The following is a 16,986-nucleotide window of genomic DNA, read 5'->3' on the forward strand; positions in this document are numbered from 1 at the left end:
CCCCTCTCCCATACGGGAGAGGGGGGACAGTGCTAGTACACGTCCTGCTGATAACGGTGGCTGCGCTCGAGACCGGCCACCGCCGCCTCGGCGGCGGCGGCATCCAGGCCCTTCACGTCGGCGAAGGCCCGCACCAGAGCCGCCCGCACGTCCTTGGCCATCGCCTTGGCGTCGCCGCAGACGTAGAAATGGGCGCCGCCGTCGAGCCAGGAGACGAGCTCGCGCCGCTGCTCCCAGATCCGGTCCTGGACGTAGATCTTCTCGGGCTGGTCGCGGGAGAAGGCGACGTCGATGCGCGCGAGCGAGCCGTCCTCCAGGGCTTCCTGCCATTCGAGCTGGTACAGGAAGTCGTGGGTGAAGTGCCGGTCGCCGAAGAACAGCCAGTTGCGGCCGGACGCCTCGGTGGCGCGGCGCTCCTGCACGAAGGCGCGGAACGGCGCGACGCCGGTGCCGGGACCGACCATGACGATGTCGGTCGCCGGGTTCGCCGGCAGGCGGAAATGCTTGTTCGGCTTCACCCGCACCCGGAGCTTGGCGCCGGTGCGGATCCGGTCGGCGACGTGGACCGAGGCGACGCCGGCCCGCGCGCGGTCGTGGGTGGTGTAGCGCACCGCCGCGATGGTCAGGTGGGCCTCGTCGCCGACCTCGGCCCGCGAGGAGGCGATCGAGTAGGCCCGAGGCGGCAGCGGCCGGGTGATGTCGCTGAGATGCTGCGCGGTCAGCTTCGTCGGATAGGTCTCGATCAGGTCGATGAGGTGGCGGCCCTCGATCCAGGCCCGGACCTCGTTCGACTCGATCAGGCGGCGGGCCTCCTCGTGGCCGGTGGCCTTGACGAAGCGCTCGACCGTCGCGGCCGACAGGGTGGTGATGTCGCGCTCGGCGAGGAGCGCCTGACGCAGGACCGAATCGCCCTCGAGGCCGGCGGCCTTCAGGATCTGGTCGACGAGCGCCGGGTCGTTCTCCGGATAGAGTTCGAGCGAGTCGCCGGGCTCGTAGGCCGGGGCGGCATCCTCGAAGGCCAGCGCCAGATGGATCGTCTCCTTGTCGGAGCGCGACGAGTTGAGGTTGACGTGCTCGATCACCTCGACGACGACCGGCTCGCGGCTGACCTCGGCCTCCTCGTCGGCGCCGGTGCCGCGGGCGAAATCCACCGCCACGACGTTGCCGGCGGGCTCCGCCGGCGCCAGCGCCTTGAGGGCGTCCTTGATCCAGGCGGCGGCCGGCTTGTCGAAGTCGAGGTCGCAATCGACCCGCGGCATCACGCGCTTGGCGCCCAGAGCCTCGAAGCGGTCGTCGAGGCGCTTTCCGATGGCGCAGAACTCGGCATAGGAGGTGTCGCCGAGGGCCAGCACGCCGAACTCGACCCCGTCGAGGCGCGGGGCACCGTCGCCCATGATCTCGCCGTAGGCGCGCACGGCCCGGGCCGGCGGCTCGCCCTCGCCCCAGGTGGCGGCGATGACGACGAGGCGCTTCTCTTTCCCCAGGGCCGCCACGTCGAGGTCGGCGAAGTCGACGACCTTCGGCTTGAAGCCGGTCTTGCGGGCGAGCTTCGAGACGTCGCCGGCCAGCTTCTCCGAATTGCCCGACTCGCTGGCGAACACGATCGTCAGCGGCTCGGCGGCCCGCGGCGGAGCAGCCGGGGCGGGCGCCTCGGCGGCGGCACCGCCCGCGGCGTCGAGGCCGGCGAGGAAGCCGGCCAGCCACGCGCGCTGCAGGGCGGTGGTGGAGCCGAGGGCGGCGTCGAGATGGGCCCGCTCGGCGTCGCCGAAGGGAGCCGTGCGGGGGAGAAGCGCGGAGCGAGACATGTCCGCACAGATGTGCCCGCACCGCGCCGGAGTCAACCGAAATGTTCTTTTTGAAGAACGCGCCCACGGGAGATCGTCGTTATCGTCCACGGGCGTTGCAGGAGAATATTATTTTCCGTTCGCCGCCAGAGGCTGGACGAACGGTGCCGTCGGGAGCGGCAACGCGGTGGTGCTCTTCACCTTCTCCATGGCGAACCGCGACGTCACGTTCTTCAGCGGCAGCACCGCGATCAGGCGCTTGTAGAAGGCGTCGTAGGCCTGCATGTCGGCCACCACGACGCGCAGCATGTAGTCCACGTCGCCGGCCATGCGGTAGAATTCCAGCACCTCCGGCATGCCCGAGACGGTGGCGGCGAACCGCTCCAGCCACTCGCGCGAATGGTCGCTGGTCTCGATCGAGACGAACACCGTCAGCCCCAGCCCCAGTTTCACCGGGTCGAGCACCGCCACCCGGCGGTCGATGACCCCGTCGGCCTCGAGGCGCTGGATGCGCTTCCAGCAGGGAGTCTGCGACAGGCCGACGCGCTCCCCGATCTGGGCGATCGACAGCGTCGCGTCGGTCTGGAGCAGGGCGAGGATCTTCAGGTCGATGGCATCCACTGCGCGGCTCCGGTTTTGGAGAAGATTCTTTCAAGGGTGACCCTCGGTCAGGGAACGAATCTCCTGCCGGGGCGTTCGCCGGGGCTGGTATAACCGGCGGTTTCGGCCGGGCGGCCACGAAAAACACCGGGATCGCATCCCAGCCATGCCTTGACAGTGTTCGGTATAGCGAACAGTTACCCGGTCACACAAGCAGCCAATCCCGGGCTCTCCATGACCCTTCCCCTCGACCGCGCGGCGCAGGATCTGGCGACGCGCCTGCGTCCCCTCGCCCTGCCGGAGCGCCTCGCGCTGATCGACGCGACGGTGGACGGCCGCCTGGTCTTCACCACGAGCTTCGGACTCGAGGACCAGGCCCTCACCCACGCGCTCCGCATGGCGAAGTCGCGCGCCGAGATCGTCACCCTCGATACCGGCCGGCTCTTCCCCGAGACCTACGACACCTGGGCCGAGACCGAGGCCGCCTACGGCTTCCGCATCCGCGCCTACGCGCCGGAGCGCGAGGCCGAGGAGCGCTTCGTCGCGGAATCCGGCATCAACGGTTTTCGCCAGTCGGTCGCGGAGCGCCAGGCCTGCTGCGGCTTCCGCAAGGTCGAGCCGCTCGGCCGGGCGCTCGCCGGCGCCGCCGGCTGGCTCACCGGCCTGCGCGCCGGCCAGTCGGCCAACCGCGCCGAGACGCCGTTGGCGGAAGCCGACCACGCCCGTGGGCTCATCAAGCTCAACCCGATCGCCGACTGGACCCGGGAGGCTTTGGCCGAGCTGATCCACCGGAACTTCGTGCCCTACAACGTCCTGCACGATCGCGGCTTCCCGTCGATCGGCTGCGCGCCCTGTACCCGCGCGGTGAAGCTCGGCGAGCCCGAGCGGGCCGGCCGCTGGTGGTGGGAGCAGGCCGGCAAGCAGGAATGCGGCCTGCACGTCGCAGGCGCGCCGGGTAGCGAGATCCGTCCCGGACAGGAGCCGCGCGCCTTCGAATCGGCCTCCTCGTCCGACATATCCTCGAAGAAATCCAACCCGGAGCTGGCCGCATGAGCGCCGCCCTCAAGACCCGGACCGACGGCCTCGACCGCCTCACTCACCTCCAGCGCCTGGAGGCCGAGAGCATCCACATCATGCGGGAGACGGTCGCCGAGACCGAGAACCCGGTGATGCTGTACTCGATCGGCAAGGATTCCTCGGTCCTGCTGCACCTGGCGCTGAAGGCCTTCGCGCCGGGCCGGCTGCCGTTCCCGCTGCTCCACGTCGACACGACCTGGAAGTTCCGCGAGATGATCGCCTTCCGCGACAAGCGCGCCAAGGAACTCGGCCTCGATCTCCTGGTCCACACCAACCCGGACGGGCTCGCCCGCGGCATCGGGCCGGTGAGCCACGGCTCCGAGGTCCATACCGACGTGATGAAGACCCAGGCCCTGCGCCAGGCCCTCGACAAGCACAAGTTCGACGCGGCCTTCGGCGGGGCGCGGCGCGACGAGGAGGCCTCGCGGGCCAAGGAGCGCATCGTGAGCTTGCGCACCGCCCAGCACCGCTGGGATCCGAAGCGCCAGCGCGCCGAGCCCTGGCACCTCTACAACATGAAGAAGCAACGCGGTGAGTCTCTCCGCGTCTTCCCGCTGTCGAACTGGACCGAGCTCGATATCTGGCTCTACATCGAGCAGGAGAACATCCCGATCGTGCCGCTCTATTACGCGGCCGAGCGCCCGGTGGTGCAACGCGACGGGCAGCTGATCATGGTCGACGACGAGCGCCTGCCGCTGAACCCCGGCGAGACGCCGGAGATGCGGCTGGTGCGGTTCCGGACGCTGGGCTGCTACCCGCTGACCGGGGCGGTGGAGAGCGACGCCGCGACCCTGCCGGAGATCATCGGCGAGACGCTGGCCGCCCGCACCTCCGAGCGGCAGGGCCGGGTGATCGACAAGGACGGCGCCGGCGCCATGGAGCGCAAGAAGCAGGAAGGCTACTTCTGATGACCGTGCACCAATCCACCCGCGCCTTCGGCTACGAGGCCTTTCTCGCCGCCCACCAGCGCAAGGAAGTGCTGCGGTTCATCACCTGCGGCTCGGTCGACGACGGCAAGTCGACCCTGATCGGGCGCTTGCTGCACGACACCAAGCAGATCTTCGACGACCAGGTCAGCGCGCTCGAGCGCGACTCGCGCCGCCACGGCACGCGGGGCGGGGAACTCGATCTCGCGCTCCTCGTCGACGGCCTCCAGGCCGAGCGCGAGCAGGGCATCACCATCGACGTCGCCTACCGGTTCTTCTCGACCGAGCGGCGCTCGTTCATCGTCGCCGACACCCCCGGCCACGTCCAGTACACCCGCAACATGGCGACCGGCGCCTCGACCGCCGAGGTCGCGGTGCTGCTGGTCGATGCCCGCAAGGGTCTCAGCCCTCAGACGCGGCGCCACGCGCTGCTGGTCTCGATGCTCGGCATCCGCCGCGTCGTGCTGGCGGTGAACAAGATGGACCTGATCGGCTGGTCGCAGGATCGGTTCGAGGCGATCGTCGCCGAGTTCCAGGCCTTCGCCAAGGACCTGCGCTTCACCGATGTGACCGGCATCCCGCTCTCGGCGGCGAACGGCGACAACGTCGTGCTGCCGGGTACCGCGGCGCCCTGGTACACCGGCGCGCCGCTGCTCCAGTACCTCGAGGAGGTGCCCGCGCATGTCGAGGAGGAGGTCGCTCCCTTCCGCATGGCGGTGCAGTGGGTCAACCGGCCGAATTCCGACTTCCGCGGCTTCTCGGGGCTGATCGCCTCGGGCTCGGTCGCGGTCGGCGACGCCGTGGTGGTGGCGCCCGCCGGCACCCCGTCCACGGTGGCGCGGATCTACACCTATGATGGCGACCTCGAGCGCGCCATCGCCGGCCAGTCGGTCACCCTGGTGCTCGCCGACGAGGTCGATGCCTCGCGCGGCAGCGTCATCACCGCCGCGGCCCAGCCGCCGATCGTCGGCGACCGGCTCGAGGTCCGGCTGTTCTGGGCCAACGAGACCGAGCTGACGCCGGGCGCGACCTACCTCGCCAAGGTCGGCACGGTGACGGCGAACGCCGTGGTCGAGGCCGTGCGTGCGCGCATCGACACCGAGACCGGGCAGGGCGTGCCGGCCGGTTCCTTGAGCGCCAACGACATCGGCGACGTCACCTTGAGCCTCGACCGCAAGGTCGCGGTCGACGCCTACCGCCAGAACCGCGACACCGGCAGCCTGATCCTGATCGACCGGGCGACCACCGACACGGCGGCGCTCGGCCTCGTCCAGAAGCCTCAGGCCGCTCCGCAGGGCGGGACCAAGGTCGAGACGAAGACCGAGGCGAAAGCCGGGGCGGCGCCCGCCGGCGGCGGCCTCCTCGGGTCGCTCAAGCGGCTGTTCCGCGGCTCGTCCCTGGCGCTCGCCGCCGGGGCCTCGCTGCTCGCGCTCGCCGGGGCGCCCGCCCCGGTGAAGGCGCAGACGCTGCTCAACGTCTCCTACGACCCGACCCGGGAGCTGTACCGGGCGATCGACGCCGCCTTCGCCAAGGAGTGGAAGGCCAAGACCGGCGAGACCGTGACGGTGCGCGCCTCGCATGGCGGGTCGGGCGCCCAGGCCCGCTCGGTGATCGACGGCTTGCCGGCCGACGTGGTGACGCTGGCGCTCGCCAGCGACATCGACGCCATCGCCGCCCGCTCGAAGAAGCTGCCGGCCGACTGGCAGAAGCGTCTGCCGAACAACTCGACGCCCTACACCTCGACCATCGTGTTCCTGGTCCGCAAGGGCAATCCGAAGGGCATCAAGGACTGGGACGACCTGGTGAAGCCGGGGATCCAGGTCATCACTCCGAACCCGAAGACCTCGGGCGGCGCGCGCTGGAACTACCTCGCGGCCTACGCCTACGCGCTGTCGAAGAGCAACAACGACGACGCCAAGGCGAAGGAGTTCGTCACCGCCCTGTTCAAGAACGTGCCGGTGCTCGACACGGGCGCGCGCGGGGCCACCACCACCTTCGTGCAGCGGGGCTTGGGCGACGTGCTGATCGCCTGGGAGAACGAGGCGTTCCTCGCCGACGAGGAATTCGGCAAGGGCAAGTTCGACATCGTCGTGCCGTCGATCTCGATCCTGGCCGAACCGCCGGTGGCGCTGATCGACGCCAACGTCGACCAGAAGGGCACCCGCCGCCAAGCGGAAGCCTACCTGCAGTTCCTCTACACGCCCGAAGCCCAGCGGATCATCGCCAAGAACTTCTACCGCCCGCGCGACGAGGCGGCGGCGGACAAGGCCGACCTCGCCCGCTTCCCGAAGCTGAAGCTCGTCACCATCGATGGCGAGTTCGGCGGCTGGGCCAAGGCCCAGAAGACGCATTTCGACGACGGCGGCGTCTTCGACACCATCCTGAAAGCCCGTCAATGAGCAACGCCGCGGCCCTGCCCGCGGGGCGGGGAGCGGCCCGCTTCCGGCGACCGAGCGCGCTCCCGGGCTTCCGCCTGACTTTCGGGATCACGCTCACCTACCTGACCCTGATCGTCCTCTTGCCTCTGGCGGTGCTGCTGCTGCGCGCCGCCAGCGTCGGCCCTGCCGGCCTGTGGGACCTGATCACCGATTCCCGCAACCTCGCGGCGCTCAAGACCTCGTTCGGCCTGTCGCTGGCGGCGGCCGCGATCGATGCGGTGTTCGGGCTCCTGATCGCCTGGGTGCTGACGCGCTACCGGTTTCCCGGACGGCGGATCATCGACGCGCTGGTCGACCTGCCCTTCGCGCTGCCGACGGCGGTGGCCGGCATCGCGCTCGCCAGCCTCTACGCGCCGAACGGCTGGCTCGGCGAGCCGCTGATGAGCCTCGGGATCAAGGTCGCCTACACGCCGCTCGGCATCCTGGTGGCGCTGGTCTTCGTCGGCCTGCCGTTCTGCGTCCGCACGGTGCAGCCGCTGGTCGCCGAGATCGACAAGTCGAGCGAGGAGGCGGCCGCGATCCTCGGCGCCTCGCGCTTCCGGGCGCTGGTCACGGTGATCCTGCCGCCGCTGATCCCGGCGATGCTCACGGGCTTCGCGCTGGCCTTCGCCCGGGCGGTCGGGGAATACGGCTCGGTCATCTTCGTCGCCGGCAACCTTCCTTACGTGTCGGAGATCGCGCCCCTGCTGATCGTGATCAAGCTGGAAGAATTCAACTATGCGGGCGCCACGGCCATCGCCGCCGTGATGCTGCTGATGTCCTTCACCGCGCTGCTTGCGATCAACCTCTTGCAGGATTTCAGCCGCCGCAGGTTCGGTCATGTCTGAGACCACCGTTCCCTCCGTTCTGGGACCCGCGTCCCGCGGATCCGGCCCCGCCCGCGGCCCGCACGCGGCGCTGACCGAGCCGCGCCCGGTCCGCATCGCCCTGACGCTCCTGGCCATCGGCTTCCTGGGGCTGTTCCTGCTGCTGCCGCTCGCGGTGGTGTTCGTCGAGGCGCTGAGCAAGGGGGTGGGGCCCTACCTCGCCAGCTTCGCCGAGCCCGACGCGCTCGCGGCGATCCGCCTGACGCTCCTCGTCGCGGTGATCGCGGTGCCGCTCAACGTCGTGTTCGGGCTCTGCGCCTCCTGGGCCATCGCCAAGTTCGAGTTCCGCGGCCGTAACCTGCTCATCACCCTCATCGACCTGCCGTTCTCGGTCTCGCCGGTGGTGGCGGGCCTGATCTACGTGCTGATCTTCGGGGCGCAGGGGCTGTTCGGCCCGTTCCTGAACCGGCACGGCATCGAGATCATCTTCGCGGTGCCGGGCATCGTGCTCGCCACGGTGTTCGTCACCTTCCCGTTCGTCGCCCGGGAGCTGATCCCCCTGATGCAGGACCAGGGCACCACCGACGAGGAAGCCGCGTTGACCCTCGGCGCCAGCCCGTGGCGGGTGTTTCGCACCGTGACCCTGCCGAACGTGCGCTGGGCGCTGCTCTACGGCGTGCTCCTGTGCAACGCCCGGGCGATGGGCGAGTTCGGTGCCGTCTCGGTCGTCTCGGGCCGCATCCGGGGGCTCACCAACACCATGCCGCTCCACGTCGAGATCCTGTACAACGAGTACAATTACGTGGCGGCGTTCGGGATCGCCTCGCTTCTGGCGCTCCTCGCGCTCGTCACCCTGGCGGGCAAGTCTTTCCTGGAATGGCGCCACGCCGATGCGCTGGCCGGACGCGGAGCCCACTGAGATGACGGCAGGATTCGCTCCCACCGCCCTGTCCCTGCGCCGCGAGGCGTCCGCCCGCCCGGTCGAGGCGGCCTCCGCCGAGCGCCTGCGCCACGCCGGGACCTCGGTCCGGGTCGATCGCATCGTCAAGCGCTACGGCGGCGGCGGCCCGGCGGCGCTGGAAGGCGTCAGCCTGGCGATCGAGCCGGGCGAGCTCCTGGCACTGCTCGGCCCCTCGGGCTCCGGCAAGACGACGCTGCTCCGCGTCATCGCCGGCCTCGAGATCCCGGATGGCGGCCGGGTGTTCTTCGGCTCGCAGGACACCACCGACATCCCGGTCCAAAGCCGCGGCGTCGGCTTCGTGTTCCAGCACTACGCCCTGTTCCGCCACCTGACGGTGTTCGAGAACATCGCCTACGGCCTGCGCTCCCGCCCCCGGGCCCACCGCCCGAAGGAGGACGAGATCCGCCGCCGGGTCGAGCGCCTCCTGGAGCTGGTGCAGCTGCCCGACCTCGCCAAGCGCTATCCCGGCCAGCTGTCGGGCGGCCAGCGCCAGCGGGTGGCGCTGGCGCGCGCGCTCGCCGTCGAGCCCTCGGTGCTGCTCCTCGACGAGCCGTTCGGCGCGCTCGACGCCCAGGTGCGCAAGGACCTGCGCCGCTGGCTGCGCGAGATCCACCGCGAGACCGGCCAGACCACGATCTTCGTCACCCACGACCAGGACGAGGCGCTGGAACTCGCCGACCGGATCGCGATCCTCAACAAGGGCCGCATCGAGCAGGTCGGCGCACCGCACGAGGTCCAGGACCACCCGGCCTCGCGCTTCGTGATGTCCTTCGTCGGCGAGACCGCGCGGCTGCCGGCGGAGGTGTCGGGCGGGGAGGTGCGTGTCGCCGGCCGCACCGTGATCGCCGCGGAGGCCGGCTGGCCGCAAGGAGCCGTCGATCTCTGCCTGCGCCCGTGGGACCTCACGGTCGGGCAGGGGCCCGGCACGCTGCCCGGCACCGTGCGCGAGTGGCGCCGCACCGGGCGCGGCACCGTGGCGGAGATCCTCCTCGACGGCGCCGAGGCCCCGGTCGAGGTGAAGGTGACCGACGTCTACGAGCCGGGCGACCGGGTGGCGCTGGCGGTCGGCGCGGCGCGGGTGTTTCCGCGGGGGTGAGCGGGAGCGGCGACCGGGGCATGATTCCGGTGGCTGAGAGGCCGACCGCAGACGTCAGCCGCACCACTCACTGCTATTGAACTCCCCCCTTTTCCGGACGACTGCAGCGAAGCGGAAGGAGATCCGGGATCCAGCCGTAAGACCCGCCGCGAAGCGGCTCCTTATCCTGCACCGCTGCAGACATACGGGCGCTTCGCGAAGTCTAATTGCTGGTTCCCGGATCTCCTTCTGCTGACGCTTCAGTCGTCCGGGAAAGGGGAGGGTGTGTAGAAGCTGATTTGGCCCGATGAGGCCGCAGAATCATCGAAAATCGGGCTACCGCCGCACCCGCCGGCTGCGCGCTTCTTGCGCGAACGCATCCTCCTGCGCCTGAAGCCGCTCGACGAAGATCGTCGCGGCCCGGGCGATGTGCTGGCGCGACAGCCGGTCGGCGACCTCGGCCTCGCCCGCCGCGATGGCCTCCAGGATCGCCGCGTGCTCGTCCCAGATCCGGGCCGGCATCGTCTCGTCCTCGCGCAGGACCTCGCCCATGATCCGCCGCAGGTGGTTGAAGTGGGGGGCGGCGGTCTCGACGACGATCGGGTTCTCGGCGATCTTGCCGAGGAAGCGGTGGAAGGCGATGTCGGCCTCGATCAGCTCCGCCACCGAGCCCCCTTGCGCCGCGGCCCGCCCCGCCGCCACCAGGGGAGGGCCTTCCCGGCCGGCCCGGGCGGGATTGCGCTCGGCGGCGAGCCGGCTCGTCAGGCCCTCCAGGACCCCGCGCACCTCGTAGAGGTTCTGCACGAAGGCGGCTTCGAGCGGGGCCACCACCAGCCCGCGGCGCGGCGCGTCGCGCACGATGCCGTGGTTGCGCAGGAGCAGCAGCGCCTGCTGCACCGGCTGGCGCGAGACGCCGTAGGCCTCCGCCAGTTCGTCCTGGATCAGCCGGGTGTTGGGCGGCAGCCGCCCCTCGGTGATCTCGCTGAAGATCGCGCCGTAGACCTGCTCGACGAGCCGGTGGCGCGTCAGCTGGCGGGCGTCGGTCTCGACGGCCATGGTCCGATCCTCTCCACGCGAAAACTCGGTCCGGACGTGTTGCGCAAACCGGAGGCCCGTGCAATACCGAATTCTAAATTCGAATTCTGAATTCAGTAAATGCCGCGGCGGGACGCCCCCGGAACGACGGCATCGGGATTCGGTCGAGGGAGAAACGCCATGAATACCCCCTGGGTGACCTTGCCCCGCCCCGCGGGCCTCCACCGGCGGCACTTGCTGGCCTCCGGCCTCGGTGCCGCCGCGCTCGCGGCCGGCTTTCCTCGGCCGGCCCTGTCCCAGGGCCAGAAGCTCGCCTTCAAGCTCGGCACCGACCTGCCGGTGCCGCATCCGGTCAACGTGCGCCTCAAGGAGGCGATCGCGGCGATCGGCCAGGAAACCAACGGCGCCGTCGAGATCAGCCTGTTCCCGTCGAACCAGCTGGGGAGCGACTCGGACATGCTGTCCCAGATCCGCTCCGGGGCGCTCGAACTCGCGACCTTCCCGGGCACCGTGGTCTCGACGCTCGTGCCGGCGACCTCGCTCACCGGCATCGGCTTCGCCTTCACGAGCTACGACAAGGTCTGGGCCGCGATGGACGGCGAGGTCGGCGGCTACATACGCAAGTCGATCGAGAAGGCGAACCTCGTGCCCTTCGCGACGACCTGGGACAACGGCTTTCGCCAGATCACCACCAGCACCAAGCCGATCCGCACGCCCGACGACCTCAAGAACTTCAAGATCCGCGTGCCGGTGGTGCCGCTCTGGGTTTCGATGTTCTCGGCGCTGGGCGCCGCCCCGGTCAGCATCCCGCTGAGCGAAGCCTATTCGGCGCTCCAGACGAAGATCGCCGACGGGCAGGAGAACCCGCTGGCCTTGATCAACTTCGCCAAGTTCTACGAGGTGCAGAAATACTGCTCGCTCACCAACCACGCCTGGGACGGGTTCTGGATGATGGCGAGCGGCCGGGTCTGGAAGGGCGTGCCGGCGGACGTGCGGGCGATCATGGAGAAGCACCTCAACGCCGCGGCCCTGAAGGAGCGCGACGACATCGCCCAGGCCAACCGCGACACCCAGAAGGAACTGGAGGGGCGGGGCCTCGTCTTCAACACCACCGACCCGGCCGCCTTCCAGGGCGCGCTCAAGGCGACGAAGTTCTACGGCCAGTGGCGCGAGAAGTTCGGGCCGGAGGCCTGGGCGCTGGTGCAGAAATATGCAGGCGACATCGGCTGAGGATTTTGACCGGCCGTTACTGCCTCCAACAAAACTGACACCCACCGCGTCATTCCGGGGCCGCGAAAGCGGAGCCCGGAATGACGATGGCGGGAGACTTATCGTCGGTGTGACCCGACAGCGTGGTCACACGAACCCGGTTCGAACGAGGGAACGAGGACGACCACGATGAGGGATGTGCTCACGCCCGGGCAGATGCTCGCCGTCCAGGCGCGCCTGCAGCCCGACCGGATCGGCGCGCGCGACCTCGAGCGCGCGATGACGTTCCGGCAGTGGAACGCCCGCGCGTGCCGCCTCGCCAACGCTCTCCTGGGCCTCGGCCTGAGGAAGGGCGACCGGGTGGCGGTGCTGGCCTACAATTGCGTCGAGTGGCTGGAGCTCTATCCGGCCATGGCGAAGGCCGGCCTCGTGGCGGTGCCGATCAACTTCCGGCTGGTCGGCGCGGAGGTGCGCTACATCCTGGAGGATGCCGAGGTCTCCGCCCTGATCCTCCAGGACGAGCTCGCCGGCACGATCGAGGAGATCCGCGCCGACCTGCCGGTGGCGGAATCCCGCGTGGTGTGGTTCGGGCGGACGCCGTGCCCGGCGGGCTTCTCGGATTACGAGGACCTGATCGGGCGGGCGCGCGAGGACGAGCCCGGCACCGTCGTCGACCCGTCGGACCCGTGGATGCTGATGTACACCTCGGGCACCACCGGCAAGCCGAAGGGGGCGATCCGCTCGCATCGCGGCGCCGCCATGCTGTCGATGATCACCGAGATCGAACTCGGCATCCACCGGCGCGATTCGGCGCTGCTGGTCATGCCGCTGTGCCACGCCAACTCGCTCTACTTCTTCGGCGCGTTCAGCTATTGCGGCGGCGTCACCAGCGTGTACTCGCGCAAGAGCTTCGACCCCGAGCATTGCGTGCGGGCGCTCGCCGAGGGGGGTGCGAGCTTCACCTCCCTGGTGCCGACGCATTACGCGATGATGCTGGGTTTGAGCCGCGAGGCGACGGCGCGCTACGACCTCACGCGCATCACCCGCCTGATGATCTCCTCGGCCCCGGCCCGGCCCGACACCAAGCGGGCGGTAATGGAGTTCTTCCCGAATTCCGGGCTCTACGAATTGTACGGCGCCACCGAGGTCGGCTGGGCGACGATGCTGCACCCGCCCGAACAGTTCACCAAGCTCGGCTCGGTCGGCCGCGAATGCGTCGGCTCGGCGCCGATCAGATTGCTCGACGAGGCCGGCAACGAGGTGCCGGACGGCGAGGCCGGCGAATTGTTCTGCTCCAATCCCTACCTGTTCGACGGCTACTGGAAGCTGCCGGAGAAGACGAAGGAGGCCTTCCGCGGCGAGTATTGCACCGTCGGCGACATGGCCCGGCGCGACGCGGACGGGTTCATCCACCTCGTCGACCGCAAGAGCAACATGATCATCTCGGGCGGCGAGAACATCTACCCGTCCGAGGTCGAAGCGCTGCTCGGCGGCCATCCGGCGGTGCACGACGTCGCGGTGGTGGGTCTTCCGGACGAGACCTGGGGCGAGCGCGTCCACGCCGTCATCGTGCTGCGCGACGGCGCCTCGGCCAGCGAGGCCGAGATCCTCGGCTGGTGCAAGGACCGGCTCGCCGGCTTCAAGCGCCCGCGGACGGTCTCGTTCATGGCCGACGAGGCGATGCCCCGCACGGCGACGGGGAAGAACCTGCACCGGAAGCTGAAGGAGCGGCTGGTGCGGGGGGAGGGGTAGTCCGCCAAGGTATCCCCTAAAAAATGTGAAGCGCGGGATCCCCTCTCCCATGTGGGAGAGGGGTAGGGGTGAGGGTGACACGCCTCAGTACGAATCGCTGAGCGTCGAGCTGGCAGCGGAACGGTTCAGTATTCCGCGGAACCGTAGCACCCTCACCCCCAACCCCTCTCCCACACGGGAGAGGGGAGACGCCGCGAAGGCGCGAACAACGACACGAACGGGAGGGAGAAACGCCATGAGCCAACCGGCCGACACCGTCCAGGACCTCAACGCCGACGCGCAATCCTGCGCCGCCTGGATCGCCCAGTTCCTGAAGGCGCGAGGCGTCGATCGGGTGTTCGGCCTCCAGGGCGGCCACATCCAGCCGATCTGGGACCATTGCGCCCGCCTCGGCATCCGCATCGTCGACGTGCGCGACGAGGGCGCCGCCGTCCACATGGCCCACGCCCACGCGGAACTGACGGGTGAACTCGGGGTCTGCATGGCGACCGCCGGGCCCGGCGTCACCAACTGCGTCACCGGCATCGCCAACGCCTCGCTCGCCCGCGTGCCGGTGCTCCTGATCGGCGGCTGCACCTCGCGGGCCCAGGCCAATCTCGGGCCGCTCCAGGACATCCCCCACGTCGACATCCTGCGCCCGGTCACCCGCCAGTCGCGCACCGCCCGGGTCGCCGACCAGGTGATCCGCGAGCTCGACGAGGCGGTGGCCCGCGCCATGGGCGATCTCGGCGAACCGGGCCCGGTCTACATCGAGATCCCGACCGACGTGCTGCGCGCCCACGTGCCGCCGCAGCTGGTGCTCGACGACTGGATGGCGCCGAAGCCCCCCCGCCGGCTGCCGCCCGATCCGGCCGGCATCGCCAAGGCCGTCGAGGTGCTGTGGGGCGCGCGTCGCCCGCTGGTGGTGAGCGGCCGCGGCGCCAAGACCGCCGGCCCTGAGCTGGTCCGCCTCCTCGACGCGCTGGGCGCGGTCTACCTCGACACCCAGGAGAGCCGCGGCCTGGTCCCGGCCGATCATCCGGCGACGGTGGGCGCGATGCGCGCCGCCGCGATGACCGAGGCCGACGTGGTCCTGGTGGTCGGCCGCAAGCTCGACTACCAGCTCGGCTACGGCTCGCCGGCGGTGTTCCCGAATGCCCGCTTCGTGCGCATCGCCGATACCGCCGGCGAACTCGTCGACAACCGCCGCGGCGAGCCGGAACTGCTCGCGACGCCGAGCCTGGCGCTCGCGGCGATCGTGGATGCCGCCGGCAACCGGGCGCCCGCCCTCGACCGGGCGTGGGCGGAGGGCCTGCGGGCGCGCCACGTCAAGCGCTCGACCGGGGGGAGCGTGCCGCAGACCGGCGGGGACGGCCGCGTCCACCCGGCGGCGATCTTCGCGGCGATCCGCCGGGTCGCGTCGCCCGACTTCATCGCGGTGGCCGATGGCGGCGACCTCCTCAGCTTCGCCCGGGTCGGCCTCGAGGCGCGGACCTACCTCGATGCCGGCGCCTTCGGCTGCCTCGGCATCGGCGTGCCCTACGCCACCGCGGCCTCGCTCGCCTTTCCCGACCGGCAGGTGATCTGCGTCACCGGCGACGGCGCCTTCGGCATCAACGCGATGGAGATCGACACCGCTGTCCGCCACGGGGCGAAGCCGGTCATCATCGTGTCGAACAACGCCGCCTGGAACATCGAGCGCTACGACCAGGAGTTCAATTACGGCGGCCGGGTCGTCGGCACGCTGCTCGCCGATTCCGACTACGCCGCGATGGCCCGGGCGCTCGGCGCCCACGGCGAGCGGGTCGAGCGGCCGGAGGATCTGGCCCCGGCGATCGAGCGGGCGCTCGCCGCGGGCGGCCCGGCGCTGATCGACGTGACGACCTCCCAGGTCGCGGTGTCGTCGGATGCCCGCAAGGGGCTGGGCTTCGTGCCCGACTACCAGCCGCTCACCGCCTGGGACGACGCCGAGCGCCGCCGCCGCGGCGAGAGCGTGTGAGACCCCCGCGCCCTCGCATCGACACGGCGGTGCGAGGGCGTCCGGCCCAGATCGACGCGGCGCCGGCGGGCAGGATCAGCTCAGGCGGCGCCGGCGGTCGGCATCCATCAGGGTCTTGAGCTCGCGGCCGAGCTCGAGCAGCACCATGTCGACGAGCTTGGCCAGGAACGGCTTGCGGGCCGCCCGGACCGCCTCGCGCGCCTCCATGCACAGGTCGGCGGCCCGCTCCAGGGGATGCTCGGCCCGGCGGGCGGGCCGGCTGGCGAAGCCGTCGCCGCCCAGTTTGCGCTCGGTGATGTCGACGATGATGCCGTGGGCGCGTCGCGGGCGTCCCGCCTCGTCGTGGTAGAAGTGACCGCGCTCCAGGACCCAGCGCACCGATCCGTCCCGCGGGCAGGTGCGGTACTCGGCGACGAAGATGCCGCCCTCCTCGGCGGCGGCCCGGAACTGCGCGGTCACCGCGTCGCGGTCGTCGGGATGGATGGCGGCCTCGTACTCCGCCACCGACCGGCCGGACTGGGCCTGGCCGGGATCGAGCCCGAACAGGAACGCCGCGACGTCGTCGGCGTGGACCTGATCGCGCTGGATGTCCCAGACCCAGCTGCCCATCGCCTCGGTGAAACCGACGCCGTAGATGTGCGACGCCGTCTGAAGCACGTGGTCCGAACTTGGCACCCGCCACCTCCTGCCTGGCTCTCGGGACACAACCCAAACTAGAACGATCGAAAACACACCCTAAAGTGGTATATCGATCACGTATCCGTGAGCAAGCGGAACTTTGTGGCAACGGCTGTCGGGAGGGACGGGTCGACCGGCAGGCCTCGCTCAGCGCGGGGCGCCGCGCTCCGGCGGCGGCCGGTAGGCCTCGGGCGGCAGGTCGCGCGACAGGCTTTCCCCGGTGCCGCGGCCGGGGACCGGGCCGGGAAGCTGGCCGGGACCTTGGCCGGAACCCTGGCCGGAACCCTGGCTCGGCGCGAGGGTGGTGCTGGGAGGTTCGGCAGGGGGCGGGCCGTCGGTGATGAAGCGCTGTGCGCCGCCGCGGGGCTCGGGGGCCGGCGCGGCCTCGGGCGGGCGGGCCTCCGGCGGGCGGGGGGCGAGGTAGCGGCGCCCGCCCTCGGCCGCCGGGGGCACCGGGACGGTCGGCGGAGGCGCCGGCTCGACCCGGGGCGGCTGCGGACGCGGCGCCGGGCGCTCCGGCGCGGGACGCGGGGGGGACTCGGGGACGGATTCGGCGGGGGCGGCCTCGGCCGGGGCCGGCCGGGGCGCCGGCTTCGGCGGGCGGCGGCGGACCCGCGGGCGCGGCGGGGCGGCCGCCCGCACGGCACCGTCGCCCGGGAGGGCGATG

At 70.7% G+C, this 16,986-nt stretch carries 13 protein-coding genes and 2 pseudogenes; 10 read left to right on the forward strand and 5 right to left on the reverse strand.

Annotated features, from left to right (window positions below):
• Nucleotides 1-32: 32 nt before the first annotated feature.
• The gene (locus tag A5481_RS29115) at nt 33-1,805 is read right to left on the reverse strand and encodes a diflavin oxidoreductase (protein ID WP_048434993.1); all 1,773 of its coding nucleotides are present in this window, start codon (nt 1,803-1,805) and stop codon (nt 33-35) included.
• Nucleotides 1,806-1,913: 108 nt separating this feature from the next.
• A complete protein-coding gene (locus A5481_RS29120) occupies nt 1,914-2,405 on the reverse strand; it encodes an Lrp/AsnC family transcriptional regulator (RefSeq protein WP_048434994.1) in 492 nt (163 codons plus the stop codon).
• A 213-nt stretch (nt 2,406-2,618) separates the two neighbouring features.
• On the opposite strand from A5481_RS29120, the gene A5481_RS29125 reads away from it, so the two are divergent.
• The 7 genes and pseudogenes from A5481_RS29125 to A5481_RS29150 all read left to right on the forward strand — a co-directional run bounded on the left by A5481_RS29125 (nt 2,619) and on the right by A5481_RS29150 (nt 9,688).
• On the forward strand, nt 2,619-3,437 hold the full coding sequence (locus A5481_RS29125; RefSeq protein ID WP_048434995.1) for a phosphoadenylyl-sulfate reductase: 819 nt from the start codon (nt 2,619-2,621) through the stop codon (nt 3,435-3,437).
• Complete coding sequence (gene cysD / locus A5481_RS29130; RefSeq protein ID WP_048434996.1) at nt 3,434-4,369, forward strand: sulfate adenylyltransferase subunit CysD; 936 nt, start codon at nt 3,434-3,436, stop codon at nt 4,367-4,369. The genes A5481_RS29125 and cysD overlap by 4 nt, the downstream gene beginning before the upstream one ends.
• Nucleotides 4,369-5,778, forward strand: a pseudogene (gene cysN / locus A5481_RS35480) (sulfate adenylyltransferase subunit CysN); the annotation flags it as partial. The gene cysD and the pseudogene cysN, both read left to right, overlap by 1 nt.
• Before the next feature lie 30 nt (nt 5,779-5,808).
• A complete protein-coding gene (locus A5481_RS35485) occupies nt 5,809-6,786 on the forward strand; it encodes a sulfate ABC transporter substrate-binding protein (protein WP_245238940.1) in 978 nt (325 codons plus the stop codon).
• Nucleotides 6,783-7,652, forward strand: a complete 870-nt coding sequence (gene cysT / locus A5481_RS29140) for a sulfate ABC transporter permease subunit CysT (RefSeq protein ID WP_048434998.1) — start codon at nt 6,783-6,785, stop codon at nt 7,650-7,652. The genes A5481_RS35485 and cysT overlap by 4 nt, the downstream gene beginning before the upstream one ends.
• Nucleotides 7,645-8,550, forward strand: a complete 906-nt coding sequence (cysW, locus tag A5481_RS29145) for a sulfate ABC transporter permease subunit CysW (RefSeq protein ID WP_245238938.1) — start codon at nt 7,645-7,647, stop codon at nt 8,548-8,550. The genes cysT and cysW overlap by 8 nt, the downstream gene beginning before the upstream one ends.
• Before the next feature lies 1 nt (nt 8,551).
• Nucleotides 8,552-9,688 (forward strand): sulfate/molybdate ABC transporter ATP-binding protein, encoded by a 1,137-nt coding sequence (locus A5481_RS29150; RefSeq protein ID WP_048434999.1) that lies wholly within the window; start codon nt 8,552-8,554, stop codon nt 9,686-9,688.
• A gap of 315 nt (nt 9,689-10,003) precedes the next feature.
• On the opposite strand, the gene A5481_RS29155 is transcribed toward A5481_RS29150, so the two are convergent.
• Nucleotides 10,004-10,723: a GntR family transcriptional regulator gene (locus A5481_RS29155; RefSeq protein WP_048435000.1), complete on the reverse strand. Its 720-nt coding sequence runs from the start codon at nt 10,721-10,723 to the stop codon at nt 10,004-10,006.
• A 159-nt stretch (nt 10,724-10,882) separates the two neighbouring features.
• Between A5481_RS29155 and A5481_RS29160 the strand changes: the two genes are divergently transcribed.
• The 3 genes from A5481_RS29160 to A5481_RS29170 all read left to right on the forward strand — a co-directional run bounded on the left by A5481_RS29160 (nt 10,883) and on the right by A5481_RS29170 (nt 15,641).
• Complete coding sequence (locus A5481_RS29160) at nt 10,883-11,932, forward strand: TRAP transporter substrate-binding protein (protein WP_053082424.1); 1,050 nt, start codon at nt 10,883-10,885, stop codon at nt 11,930-11,932.
• A 168-nt stretch (nt 11,933-12,100) separates the two neighbouring features.
• Entirely contained in the window at nt 12,101-13,663 is a 1,563-nt protein-coding gene (locus tag A5481_RS29165; protein ID WP_048435001.1) for a class I adenylate-forming enzyme family protein, read from the forward strand.
• A gap of 235 nt (nt 13,664-13,898) precedes the next feature.
• Nucleotides 13,899-15,641 (forward strand): thiamine pyrophosphate-binding protein, encoded by a 1,743-nt coding sequence (locus tag A5481_RS29170; protein WP_048435002.1) that lies wholly within the window; start codon nt 13,899-13,901, stop codon nt 15,639-15,641.
• Between the two features lie 75 nt (nt 15,642-15,716).
• Here the strand turns inward: A5481_RS29170 and A5481_RS29175 are convergent, their stop codons facing one another.
• Nucleotides 15,717-16,316 carry a PAS domain-containing protein gene (locus A5481_RS29175; RefSeq protein WP_064504462.1) on the reverse strand — a complete coding sequence of 200 codons (600 nt, stop codon included), beginning with the start codon at nt 16,314-16,316 and terminating at the stop codon, nt 15,717-15,719.
• 150 nt (nt 16,317-16,466) lie between these two features.
• Nucleotides 16,467-16,986: pseudogene (locus tag A5481_RS35000) on the reverse strand (hypothetical protein); the annotation flags it as partial.

This window comes from Methylobacterium platani (assembly GCF_001653715.1).
Classification (GTDB): domain Bacteria; phylum Pseudomonadota; class Alphaproteobacteria; order Rhizobiales; family Beijerinckiaceae; genus Methylobacterium; species Methylobacterium platani.